Raw genomic sequence first — 11,995 nt, 5'->3', positions numbered from 1 at the left:
CCTCCGCCGCCGCCCGCTTCGGGGCGGCGGCGGAGGGGGACAGGACAGCCGTCTCGTCCGTCACCGGCGCCTCACTGGTCCAGGGCGTTGTCGATGGCCTTCACAGCGGCGTCCCAGCCCTCCTGCGGGCTGCGGCCCTTCTGGTCGACCTGGAGCATTCCGATGTCCGCCAGGTTCTGCGCGATCACCAGGTCCTTCGGGCCGACGACCGTCACGGGCACCCCCTGCGCCGCCTTCGAGAAGATCTCACCGATCGGGGCGCCGCCGAAGTACGCGTGCTTCGCCCCCGACACCGCCGGCAGCTTGTACGCGGCGCTCGCGCTCGGGAAGCTGCCCCGCTTCTCGAAGAGCTTCGCCTGCTGCTCCGGGGCCGTCAGCCACGCCGCCAGCTTCGCCGCCGCCTCGGCGTTCTTGCCGGCCTTGGGGACCACCAGGAAGGAACCGCCCCAGTTGCTGGGCTTCGGCGCCTGCGCCACGTCCCACTTGTCCTTGCCCGACGGGCCGGCCTTGTCCTGGATGTAGCCGAGCATCCAGGCGGGGCAGGAGACCGTCGCGAAGGCGCCGTTGGCGAAGCCCTGGTCCCAGCCCGGGGTGAACTGCTGCAGCTTGGCGCTGAGCCCCTCGGTGGCGAAGGACGCCGCCAGGTCGAATGCCCCGCGAACCGCCGGATTGGTCTTGTAGACGACCTTGCCCTGGTCGTCGTAGAACCGCTGCGCGCTGCCGCCCGTGACCGCCGCCATGACGCCGGACGCCGAGTCCACGAAGGCCTTGCCGCCGCCGGCCTTCGCCTTGTACGCCTTGCCCGTCTCCAGGTACTTGTTCCAGTCGCCCGCCCACAGCGCGCCGACGGCCTCCCGGTCGGTCGGCAGCCCGGCCGCCTCGAACAGGTCCTTGCGGTAGCAGATGCCCTGCGGGCCGATGTCGGTGCCGAGGCCGACCGTGGCCCCGCCCTTCGTGGCGGGCGCCGTGCCCTGTGCCCACTTCCACGGCAGGTACGCGGCCTTGTCCACACCGGGGACCTTGCCCAGGTCCACCAGCTTGTCGGCCTGGGTCGCGGTGATCTCGGCGATGTTGTTGACCTCGACGGCCTGGATGTCGGCGAGCCCGCTGCCCGTCCCCAGGTGCGTGAGGAGCTGGGGGTAGTAGTTCTCGTTGCGTTCGATGGAGGTCTGCTCGATGCGGATCCCCGGGTTCTGCGCCATGTACTCGTCGTAGAGCCCGGCCTCCTGGAGACCGAAGGCCCCGAAGACGCCCACGGTCAAGGTGGTCTGCCCCTTTCCGCCGGCCGGAGAGGGACCCGCCTTCGGGTCCGAGTCGGGGTCCTGTGCGCACCCCCCGAGCAGCAGTGCGGCGGCGCCCATCGTGGCGACCGCCGTGACGAGGGTTCTTCGGGCTCGTGCTCGGGCCGGGGACTGGGCTCGCATGGGTTCCTCCCTGAAGGGTGGGCGACAACGTGGGGGTGTCGTGTGACACAGTGTGGGAGCGCTCCCACAGTAGTCAAGGGGTAGATTCACAACCGGGAGGAAGCCATGAACGGGAACGGGCGCAGCGGGGGACGGCCGACCCTGGAAGAGGTCGCGGTACGCGCCGGTGTCGGGCGCGGCACCGTGTCCCGGGTGATCAACGGGTCGTCCAAGGTCAGCGAGCAGACCAAGGCCGCCGTCGAGGCGGCCGTGACCGAGCTGGGATACGTGCCGAACCGTGCGGCCCGTGCCCTGGCGGCCAACCGCAACGACGCCATCGCCCTCGTGATCCCCGAGCCCGAGGCCAGGTTCTTCGCCGAGCCGTACTTCTCCGAAGTGGTCCGCGGGGTCGGCGCCGCCCTCGCGGAGACCGACACCCAGCTCGTCCTCACCCTGGCCGGCAGCGACCGCGAGCGCCGCCGCCTCGCGCAGTACCTCTCCGGGCACCGCGTCGACGGCGTGCTGCTGGTCTCCGTCCACGCCGGGGACCCGCTGCCGGAGCTGCTGGCCGAGCTCGGCATCCCGACGGTGATCAGCGGCCGGCGCTCCGCGGCCGAGACGCTGCCCTGCGTGGACTCCGACAACCTGGCCGGCGCCGCCGAGGCCGTGCGCCACCTGCTCGACCGGGGCCGCCGTACGATCGCGACGATCACCGGCCCGCTGGACGTGTACGGAGCCCACTGCCGGCTCGACGGCTACCGGCAGGCCCTGGCCGCCGCCGGACGCCCCGTCGACGAGCGGCTGGTCGCGGTCGCCGACTTCACCGAGGAGGGCGGCCGCCGGGCCATGCGCGAGCTGCTGGAGCGCAGCCCCTCGCTCGACGCGGTCTTCGCCTCCTCCGACGTCATGGCGGCGGGCGCCCGGCGGGAGCTGCGTGCGGCCGGCCGCACGATCCCGCACGACGTGGCGCTGGTCGGCTTCGACGACTCGGTCGTCGCCCGGCACATGGACCCGCCGCTGACCAGCGTCCGGCAGCCCATCGAGGAGATGGGCCGGACCATGGCGAGGATGCTGCTGGAACGGGTCTCGGGACGGCGGGGGAGCACCGGGGCGGAGGGCGGGCCGGCCGTCGTCCTGCCGAACAGACTGGTGGTCCGGGAGTCGTCCTGACCGCTCCGGAAGCTTGCCGGAGCGCCATGGCGTGCGAGGACCGGGGACATGCAGAAGGCCCCGGTCCGCTTCCGCGTACCGGGGCCTTCCCGCAGGGTGAGTGACGGGACTTGAACCCGCGACCACCTGGACCACAACCAGGTGCTCTACCAACTGAGCTACACCCACCATGTCCGGTCGGAAACCGACCGGCCGAAGAAAAGGGTACAGGGTCCGGGAGGGTGCTCGCTCCACCGTTTTCCCGCACCCCGTCTCCGGGGGATCGGGCGGGGGCGCTACGCGCCCGGCGCCGTGTGCTTGGCCGCGATACCGCGGGCCGTGTCCGAGTCGGGCCCGGGCTGCGGCACGAAGACCGCCTCGCGGTAGTAGCGCAGCTCGGTGATGGAGTCCTTGATGTCCGCCAGCGCCCGATGGTTGCCGTTCTTCGGGGGGCTGTTGAAGTACGCCCGCGGGTACCAGCGGCGCGCCAGCTCCTTGACCGAGGAAACGTCCACGATCCGGTAGTGCAGGTAGCTCTCCAGCGCCGCCATGTCGCGCAGCAGGAAGCCGCGGTCGGTGCCGACCGAGTTCCCGCACAGCGGCGCCTTGCGCGGCTCCTTCACATGCTCCCGCACGTACGCCAGGACCTGCGCCTCGGCGTCCGCGAGGGTGGTCCCGCCGGCCAGCTCGTCGAGCAGTCCGGAGGCGGTGTGCATCTCGCGGACCACGTCGGGCATGGTCTCCAGGGCCGCGTCCGGCGGGCGGATCACGATGTCCACGCCCTCGCCGAGCACGTTGAGCTCCGAGTCGGTGACCAGTGCGGCCACCTCGATAAGTGCGTCGTCCGTCAACGAGAGCCCGGTCATCTCGCAGTCGATCCACACCATGCGATCGTTCATGTGTCCCACCTTATGCGGTTCCCCGCGGAGCGGACCGCATATGCGGAAGGTCCCCCATCGGCGGTGACCGGCGGGGGACCTTCGCTGTCGTGCCCGTTGCGGGGTTAGGCGTGTTCCCGCAGGACCCGGTTCGGCGCGTACAGCTCCGTGACCGTGGAGCCCGCCGCGGCCAGGGCCGCCGCCGCCCGGTGGGGCTGCGGAGTGCGCTGGTGCGGCACCGGTCCCGTGGAGATCTCCGCCACCTGTGCCACGTCGGCCTGCGGCCGGCGCGCCCGGTAGGCCGAGCGGTACGCCGCCGGGGAGGACCCCAGCTGCCGCCGGAAGTGACCGCGCAGGGCGACCGGCGAGCGGAACCCGCAGCGTCCGGCGACCTCGTCGACCGAGTAGTCGGAGGTCTCCAGCAGCCGCTGGGCCTGGAGCACCCGCTGGGTGATCAGCCACTGGAGCGGCGCGCTGCCGGTGAGCGAGCGGAACCGCCGGTCGAAGGTGCGCCTGCTCATGTAGGCGCGGGCGGCCAGCGTCTCCACGTCGAACTGCTCGTGGAGGTGTTCCAGCGCCCAGGCGACGACCTCGGCCAGCGGGTCGGCGCCGATCTCCTCCGGCAGTGACCGGTCGAGGTAGCGCTCCTGGCCGCCCGTGCGGCGCGGCGGTACGACGAGCCTGCGGGCCAGGGCCCCGGCCGCCTCGCTGCCGTGGTCGGTGCGCACGATGTGCAGGCAGAGGTCGATTCCGGCCGCCGTGCCCGCGGACGTGAGCACATCGCCGTCGTCGACGAACAGTTCGCGCGGATCGACGTGGACGGACGGGTAGCGCTTGGCCAGCGTCGGCGCGTACATCCAGTGCGTCGTCGCGGGCCGGCCGTCCAGCAGGCCTGCGGCCGCGAGCACGAAGGCCCCGGTGCACAGTCCGACGATCCGGGCCCCCTCCTCGTGCGCCAGACGCAGTGCGTCGAGCGCCTCCGGAGGCGGCGGTGAAGTGATGGAGCGCCAGGCGGGAACGACGACCGTGCCTGCCCGGGCGATCGCCTCCAACCCGTACGGCGCGGTCAGTTCGAGTCCGCCGGTGGTCCTGAGCGGACCGTCCTCACCGGCGCACACGAGCAGTCGGTAGCGTGGAACTCCCGCGTCCTGCCGGTCAATGCCGAACACGGATAGTGGAATGGAGCTCTCGAAGATCGGTCCGCCGCTGAAGAGCAGCACCGCGACGATCTCCCTGCGGCGACGCCCCGCGAGCTTCCTGCCGGCGTCCGCGACGACGGCGGTGGAATCCTGGCTCATGGCGCTAAGCCCCCCTTGGGTGTCGCGACTCCTTGGTCTGGTCGCACCTGCACGTTTCCCCTCGGCCTTGCACGTGGATCCCCCGCCGTAAATACATGATCGAATCTACTGCGTCCCGTGGTGTCGGCGTGACAAGTTCAGCACGCAGCGCTATGTCGACTTCTCAACTTGGCGAAAAGCATTCGATCAGGAAGGGTTCCACTCCGCTACCCGGGTGGGAAGCGGGCATCGCGGCTCTGGCTAGTACCAGTAGGGCCAAAACGCCCCCCGGCGAATGTCGTCGCTGGTGGTGGGCGCGTCGGGGGGACATTCCGGCAAGGGGGGCAACCTGCCGGGAAGTTGGCTGAAAATAGGCGGGTGTGGGTGTGCGAATGAGTCAGTCGTGCGGGGGCGCGGACTCGGAGGTGCGGCAGCCCCGGCGGCCCGCGGGGCCGCCGCGCGAGCGCCGGCGGCGGTGCGCCGACGGAAGCCGCTCCTGCGCCCGGACCCGGGCCGCGGTCCGCTCCGAGTGCCGCAGCAGGGCCAGGCAGGCGGCCGTGACGACGAACAGGCCGAGCGTGGCGACTGCCGCCCCGCCGAAGGAGGTTCCGTAGACGACGAGGACCACCGGCACGAGCAGGCAGCTGAAGGCGGCCCAGCGCACGACGTCACCCGCGGGGTCGTCGTGGGGGTGCCCGGAAGGCTGCACGGACGGGTGAAGCGGCTGGCGGGGAGGGGCGCTGAACTGCGGGCTCGGGTCGGGGAAGTGGACGGACTGGGTCGGCTGAGCTGGCTGGACGGGGTGAACCGGATGGCCGGGCACGGCGTACTCCCTGCGGGCTCTTCCTGAACGGTCGGACGCATGTCCAACGCCGCCCGGCGGGGCTCGGTCACTGCGCGCACGGGTGGCAACTCCCGGTCTCGTCACTGGCTGTAGGGGACAGCGGACATTGCCAAGGCGCGCTCACTCCGGCATCCTCCCAGGGACGCTCTCCAAGTGCGGCATGCCCTGTGCAGGACAGGAGTGTCGCCGTACCCTGGTGGGTATGGGCTTGGGAAGATGCTTCCCGGACAGAGCTCCGTCACACTGAGTCGCCGATATCGCCCCTGTTGCTTTCTCCAAGGACCTCTTCGCCGAGACACCCATGGCCGGTCACGAATTCTCCGAACCAGCGGACCGCAAGCGCAAACGGCTCGCCGACCCCGCGTCGGCCGCCGAGCCGCGCGCGGTGGAACAGACACGCTCGCCCTGCGACCCGGCCTTCCGGCACGGCGTCGTCGTGGGATTCGACGGATCGACGTCCAGTGAGCGCGCGCTCGCGTACGCCATCGGCATGGCCCGCCGCTCCGGCTCGGGGCTGATCATCGTCCATGTCGCCAACCGGCTGCCCACCACCGTGTGGGCCGGCTGCGAGCCGCCCGTCTTCGTGGACGTGCCGGACCACCGCACCGAGGTGCTGGGCCTGGAGCTCGCCTGCGCCGACTACCTGGCCGAAGTGCCGTGGATCCTGGTCGAGCGCGGCGGTGACATCTGCCATGAGCTGGAGGAGGTCGGCAGGGAGTATTCGGCCGACGCCATCGTGGTGGGCTCCACGCACGGGATCGTGGGCCGGATCTTCGGCTCGGTGGCCGGTCGTCTCGCCAAGCGCGCACAGCGACCGGTTGTTGTCATTCCGTGACCAGGTGTTAAGCCGATTGTGCGGTTGTGCCCTCGTGTAAAGGGTAGATAAATGCTGCTGGGACGCAGCAAACAACTGCAGATCGAAGGGAGCCCGCCGTGGACAATGGTGTCTCTGCGGGAAGCACGGCCTCGACTTCGACCCTCGGGAACATCGCCCTGGGTCTCACCCTTCTCGCATTCGGTATCGGCCACACCGGCGTGATCGACGGCGTGTCCGCTGCCGGCTCCGTGTTGCTCGCCACCTACGTCGGCGGTCTGGCCCTGTTCGTGCTCGGACTCCTCGAGTTCCGCGGCGGCAACGGCTTCAACGGCACGGCGTTCGCGGGCCTCGGAGCCTTCTGGTTCACCTGGGCCGCGGGAGCCGACGGAAAGGTTTCGGCAGACGCCGCCGGAACGTTCTTCGTCCTGTTCGCCCTGCTCGGCATCACCCTCACGGTGGGTGCCGCGAGCGGCCTCTTCGGACAGGGCGTGTACGGCCTGTTCACCCTCTCCCTGCTGCTCCTGGCGATAGGCGCCTTCGCGGACAACAGCATGCTGGCCAAGGCGGCGGGCTGGGCGGCCGCGGTCGGCGGCCTGCTGGCCTGGTACGGCGCCACCGCGGCCCTCGCCCACTGGCCGACGGCCTTCGGCCGGGCCGGGCGCGGCGGCGCGGTCGCCGCGGGCTGAGCACGGCGTACGAGAGCCCCCGAGCGCGGTGCGCTCGGGGGCTCTCGCATGTCCGGTGACAGCCCGGGGCTGCTACTCGACGGTGACCGACTTCGCCAGGTTGCGCGGCTTGTCGATGTCCCGGCCCATGGCCAGGGCCGTGTGGTAGGCCAGCAGCTGGAGCGGGATGCCCATGAGGATCGGGTCCAGCTCGTCCTCGTTCTTCGGGACCACGATGGTGTGGTCCGCCTTCTCCTGCTCGCGGTGGGCGACCGCGAGGATCCGGCCGCTGCGGGCCTTGATCTCCTCCAGCGCCGCGCGGTTCTTCTCCAGCAGGTCGTCGTCCGGGACGATCGCGACCGTCGGCAGCGACGGCTCGATCAGGGCCAGCGGGCCGTGCTTGAGCTCGGAGGCCGGGTAGGCCTCGGCGTGGATGTAGGAGATCTCCTTCAGCTTCAGGGAGGCCTCCAGCGCCACGGGGTAACCGCGGACCCGGCCGATGAACATCATCGACTTGGCCTCGGCGAACTCGGCCGCGAGCTTCTTGATGTCCTCTTCGCCGTCGAGGATCTCCTGGATCTGCGCGGGCAGCTTGCGCAGGCCCTCGATGATCCGCTTGCCGTCGGTGACCGACAGGTCCCGGATGCGGCCCAGGTGCACGGCGAGCAGCGCGAAGGCCACGACCGTGTTGGTGAAGCACTTGGTGGAGACGACGCAGACCTCGGGGCCGGCGTGCACGTAGACGCCGCCGTCGGCCTCGCGGGCGATCGCGGAGCCGACCACGTTGACGACGCCCAGGACGCGGGCGCCCTTGCGCTTGAGCTCCTGCACGGCCGCGAGCACGTCGTAGGTCTCACCCGACTGGGAGACCGCGATGTAGAGGGTGTCGGGGTCCACGACCGGGTTGCGGTAGCGGAACTCCGACGCCGGCTCGGCGTCGGCGGGGATGCGGGCCATGCCCTCGATGAGGCCGGCCCCGATCAGGCCCGCGTGGTACGAGGTGCCGCAGCCCAGGATCTTGACCCGGCGGATGCCGCGCGCCTCGCGCGGGTCCAGGTTCAGGCCGCCCAGGTGGACGGTGTTGAAGCGGTCGTCGATCCGGCCGCGCAGCACGCGGTCGACCGCGTCGGGCTGCTCGGAGATCTCCTTGTGCATGTAGGTGTCGTGACCGCCCATGTCGTAGGAGGCGGCCTCCCACTCCACGGTCTCCGGGGTGGCGTTCGTCGTCGTGCCGCTCGTGGTGTACGTGCGGAAGTCGTCGGCCTTCAGGGTGGCCATCTCGCCGTCGTTCAGGGTGACGACCTGGCGGGTGTGGGCGATCAGCGCGGCGACGTCGGAGGCGACGAGCATCTCCTTCTCGCCGATGCCGAGGATGACCGGCGAGCCGTTGCGGGCGACGACGATGCGGTCGGTGAAGTCGGCGTGCATCACGGCGATGCCGTACGTGCCCTCGATCACCTTCAGGGCCTCGCGGACCTTCTCCTCCAGGCTGTCGGCCTGGGAGCGGGCGATCAGGTGGGTGATGACCTCGGTGTCGGTCTCGGAGGCGAAGACGACGCCGTCGGCCTCCAGCTTGGCGCGGAGCTCGGCGGCGTTGTCGACGATGCCGTTGTGGACGACGGCGACCTTGTTCTCCGGGTCCAGGTGCGGGTGCGAGTTGAGGTCGCTCGGGGCGCCGTGGGTGGCCCAGCGGGTGTGGGCGATGCCGGTGGTGCCGGCGAAGCGCTTCGGGACCCGGGCCTCCAGGTCGCGGACGCGGCCCTTGGCCTTGACCATCTTGAGCGCGCCGGCCTTCGGGCTGTTCACGACGATGCCCGCGGAGTCGTAGCCGCGGTACTCCAGCCGTGCCAGGCCCTCCAGCAGCAGCGGTGCCACGTCACGCTTTCCGATGTAACCGACGATTCCGCACATACGGTCCTGCCCCTCCTGAAGTTCGGTTCGTGTACCCGTCACCCGCCCGCGGCCGCTCCGGCGGCGGCCGGTCAGCCGTAGACGATGCGGCGCAGCTGCCGGAGCGAGAGCTCCGGAGGCGCCACGGCGCGGTGCGGCAGCTCGGCCGCGATCCGCTCGAAGATCTCCGCGTTCACGGATCCGCCGGCCTGGAGTTCGCGATGGCGGCGGCGGACGAAGTCCTCCGTCGTCTCGTCGAAGTAGGCGAGCACGTCGAGGACCACCCGGGCCGCTTCGCCCCGCTGCAGCGAGGTGCTGCGCACCAGGTGTTCGACGAGATCGTCATAGGACGGGCGGCGGTCGAGCACCCGTAGATACTGACGTCTCAAGCCGCCCAACGCAAAGATCCTGCCCGATTCCGGGCAGGATCTCTCTGGTCTGGACCAGCGGAATGGATGCATCCGGTCAGAATCTGCGCAAAACGGACTGCTTCGCCGCGGCGAATTCGTCGGCCGTGAGGACTCCCGTCTGGTGCAGATCCCCCAGCTCCCGCAGCCGCCGCAGCAGGGCGTCGTGGTCCTCCGCGACGCCGGCGGCCGGCGCGGGGAGCTCCTTCGGCGGGGCGTCCTCGACCCGCTCCTGCGCCGGCGCGGCCGGGTGCGGCAGCCGCAGCGCCACCGCCGCGGCGACCAGCGCCATCAGCGGGTCCTTCTTGAAGCCGAACAGCTCCACCGTGTACGGGTCGTACTTGGGCGCGGCGGGCTGCACGGCACCGGCCAGGCTGAAGCGGAGCCAGCCGTTCTCCAGGCCCTTCGCCGGGGCCCACTCCACCGTCCGCAGATCCGTGACCCGGAACTCGCGCGGCCCGCCGGAGCGCTTGGCCTCCTCGGTCGTCCAGTTCCACTCCAGCGCGACCCGGTCGCCGTCGAAGGTGACGGTCCCGTCGCCCGCGCCCACCGCCATCGGCACGGCGGGGCCGGGCAGCAGGTAGGCATCCGTCGGACCCGGATCCACCTGCTCCAGCAGCAGCGCGTTGCGCACCGCGTCGACGAAGTACTCCGCCACCCCCGTGCGGTCCGGCTCCACGCTCAGCCGGTACGGGTCGGAGGCCTCCGGCAGCCGTCCCCCCGTCACCTGCGTCAGAGGGTCGGCCCCCTCGCGCAACCGCAGGCGCAGCCGACCCGCCTTGCGGCCCGGCTCGTAACTGATCCCCGCGAGCGCCCGCAACGGCACGACCACCTCGCCCAGGGTCTGCCGCAGCAGCCCCACCCCCTTGTCGCGGCCGGGCACGATGCGCACCGACTCGCCGTCGAACGTCCAGGTTCCGTCCTTCTGGATGATTTCCGCCATTCGGCGATTCTCCCACCGTGCACGGCAGGCCAGTTGGCCTATACCTGGGCACATGAGAGTCCTGCGACGCGCGCTCGGCACCCTCCTCGTCCTCGGTGCCGTCTCCTGCACCGCCGCCCGCGGCGACGACGCGAGCGCCGGTGACGACCCGCCCGCGGCCCTCGCCCCCTTCGAACGGCTCCTGCCGGCGCCCGTCTCCGCGCGGGCCTCGGGCCCCGGCTACGCCTTCGGACCCGGCACGGTCGTGCGTACGGGGCCGGGCGCGGGCGAGGAGGTCCGCCGCGTCGGCGAGCTCCTCGCGGAGCAGCTGCGCGGCCCGAGCGGGCTGCCGCTGCCGGTGGTCGGGGGGGCCCGCGGGGACGGGATCCGCCTCAGGATCGACGCGGCGGCCGAGGGGGTCGGGGAGGAGGGCTACCGGCTGACGTCCGGCCCGAGCGGGGTCGACCTCGTCGCACGGACCCCGGCCGGGCTGTTCCGAGCGGGCCAGACCCTGCGCCAGCTGGTGCCCGTGGCCGGGCCCGGGACGGTACCGGGCGGCACGGTCACCGACCGGCCGCGCTTCGCCTACCGGGGGGCCATGGTCGACATCGCACGGCACTTCTTCACGGTGGAACAGGTGAAGCGGTACGTGGACCAGCTCGCCCAGTACAAGATCAACACCCTGCACGTGCACCTCACCGACGACCAGGGGTGGCGCCTGGCAATCGACTCCTGGCCGCGGCTGGCGCAGTACGGGGGCGCCGGCGAGGTCGGCGGCGGGCCCGGCGGCCACTGGACGAAGGACGAGTACCGCGCGCTGGTGGCGTACGCGGGCGAGCGGTACGTGGACGTGGTCCCCGAGATCGACATGCCGGGGCACACCAACGCCGCGCTCGCCTCCTACGCCGAGCTGAACTGCGACGGGAAGGCACCGCCCCGGTACACCGGGACCAAGGTCGGCTTCAGCTCGCTGTGCGTGGCGAAGGAGCGGACGTACGAGTTCGTCGACGACGTGCTCGGCGAACTGGCGGAGCTCACGCCCGGCCGCTACCTGCACATCGGCGGCGACGAGGCGCACGCGACACCGGCGGCGGACTACGCGGCCTTCATGGACCGGGCGCAGCAGGTCGTGGGCCGCCACGGCAAGACGGTGGTGGCCTGGCACCAGCTGGCGTCGGCGCGGCCGGCGGCGGGTGCGGTCCTGCAGTACTGGGGCCACGACAAGACCCCGGCCGCGGACCGGTCGGCCGTGGCGGAGGCGGCGAAGGCCGGGCACCCGCTGATCCTGTCGCCGGCGGACCGGGTGTACCTGGACATGAAGTACGCGGCGGCGACGAAGCCGGGGCTGGCCTGGGCGGGCTACGTCCCGGTGGCGCGCTCGTACTCCTGGGACCCGGGGTCCTACCTGGCCGGGGTGCCGGAGTCCGCGGTCCTGGGGGTGGAGGCCCCGCTGTGGACGGAGAACGTCGCGACGCGGGCCGAATGGGAGCTGATGGCGTTCCCCAGGGTGCTGGGCGTGGCGGAGCTGGGCTGGTCCCCGGCCGCCGCCCTCGACTGGACCGCGTACGGCCGCCGCCTCGCCGCGCAGGCCCCCCGCCTGGACGCCCAGGACATCGGCTTCTTCCGGGCCCCTGACGTTGCGTGGGCGCGCTGAACGCGAGGCCGCATCCGGCCCGGACACGGCGAAGGCGTGACCGCGAAGAGGGCCTTTCTGACTTCGCGGTCACGCCGTCACACGGTCGG

General features: G+C 71.6%; 11 protein-coding genes and 1 tRNA gene. 4 read left to right on the top strand and 8 right to left on the bottom strand.

Going from position 1 to position 11,995, the window contains the following annotated elements:
- Positions 1–71 precede the first annotated feature (71 nt).
- Positions 72–1,424: an ABC transporter substrate-binding protein gene (locus AVW11_RS15780; protein WP_078094295.1), complete on the bottom strand. Its 1,353-nt coding sequence runs from the start codon at positions 1,422–1,424 to the stop codon at positions 72–74.
- A gap of 105 nt (positions 1,425–1,529) precedes the next feature.
- Between AVW11_RS15780 and AVW11_RS15775 the strand changes: the two genes are divergently transcribed.
- Positions 1,530–2,573 (top strand): LacI family DNA-binding transcriptional regulator, encoded by a 1,044-nt coding sequence (locus AVW11_RS15775; protein WP_076044299.1) that lies wholly within the window; start codon positions 1,530–1,532, stop codon positions 2,571–2,573.
- A 95-nt stretch (positions 2,574–2,668) separates the two neighbouring features.
- Here AVW11_RS15775 and AVW11_RS15770 read toward each other — a convergent pair.
- The 4 genes from AVW11_RS15770 to AVW11_RS15755 all read right to left on the bottom strand — a co-directional run bounded on the left by AVW11_RS15770 (position 2,669) and on the right by AVW11_RS15755 (position 5,530).
- A tRNA-His gene (locus AVW11_RS15770) sits at positions 2,669–2,741 on the bottom strand.
- Positions 2,742–2,848: 107 nt separating this feature from the next.
- Positions 2,849–3,451, bottom strand: a complete 603-nt coding sequence (gene orn, locus AVW11_RS15765; RefSeq protein WP_030655539.1) for an oligoribonuclease — start codon at positions 3,449–3,451, stop codon at positions 2,849–2,851.
- A gap of 104 nt (positions 3,452–3,555) precedes the next feature.
- Positions 3,556–4,728 (bottom strand): helix-turn-helix domain-containing protein, encoded by a 1,173-nt coding sequence (locus AVW11_RS15760; protein WP_030840412.1) that lies wholly within the window; start codon positions 4,726–4,728, stop codon positions 3,556–3,558.
- Positions 4,729–5,104: 376 nt separating this feature from the next.
- Complete coding sequence (locus AVW11_RS15755; RefSeq protein ID WP_240528186.1) at positions 5,105–5,530, bottom strand: hypothetical protein; 426 nt, start codon at positions 5,528–5,530, stop codon at positions 5,105–5,107.
- A 322-nt stretch (positions 5,531–5,852) separates the two neighbouring features.
- On the opposite strand from AVW11_RS15755, the gene AVW11_RS15750 reads away from it, so the two are divergent.
- Entirely contained in the window at positions 5,853–6,386 is a 534-nt protein-coding gene (locus AVW11_RS15750; RefSeq protein ID WP_030840416.1) for a universal stress protein, read from the top strand.
- A 98-nt stretch (positions 6,387–6,484) separates the two neighbouring features.
- Positions 6,485–7,054, top strand: coding sequence for a GPR1/FUN34/YaaH family transporter (locus tag AVW11_RS15745; protein WP_076044298.1), 570 nt, complete (start codon positions 6,485–6,487; stop codon positions 7,052–7,054).
- Positions 7,055–7,126: 72 nt separating this feature from the next.
- On the opposite strand, the gene glmS is transcribed toward AVW11_RS15745, so the two are convergent.
- The 3 genes from glmS to AVW11_RS15730 form a co-directional block, all read right to left on the bottom strand.
- The gene (gene glmS, locus AVW11_RS15740) at positions 7,127–8,944 is read right to left on the bottom strand and encodes a glutamine--fructose-6-phosphate transaminase (isomerizing) (protein WP_030840420.1); all 1,818 of its coding nucleotides are present in this window, start codon (positions 8,942–8,944) and stop codon (positions 7,127–7,129) included.
- Positions 8,945–9,015: 71 nt separating this feature from the next.
- Complete coding sequence (locus AVW11_RS15735; RefSeq protein ID WP_030840422.1) at positions 9,016–9,291, bottom strand: hypothetical protein; 276 nt, start codon at positions 9,289–9,291, stop codon at positions 9,016–9,018.
- A 97-nt stretch (positions 9,292–9,388) separates the two neighbouring features.
- A complete protein-coding gene (locus tag AVW11_RS15730; protein WP_060180389.1) occupies positions 9,389–10,273 on the bottom strand; it encodes a DUF4429 domain-containing protein in 885 nt (294 codons plus the stop codon).
- 52 nt (positions 10,274–10,325) lie between these two features.
- Between AVW11_RS15730 and AVW11_RS15725 the strand changes: the two genes are divergently transcribed.
- Positions 10,326–11,906: a beta-N-acetylhexosaminidase gene (locus tag AVW11_RS15725; protein ID WP_030840428.1), complete on the top strand. Its 1,581-nt coding sequence runs from the start codon at positions 10,326–10,328 to the stop codon at positions 11,904–11,906.
- Positions 11,907–11,995 lie beyond the last annotated feature (89 nt).

The sequence above is a fragment of the Streptomyces amritsarensis genome, from assembly GCF_001953875.1.
GTDB lineage: Bacteria > Actinomycetota > Actinomycetes > Streptomycetales > Streptomycetaceae > Streptomyces > Streptomyces amritsarensis.
This window is presented reverse-complemented; position numbering and strand designations above follow the sequence as displayed.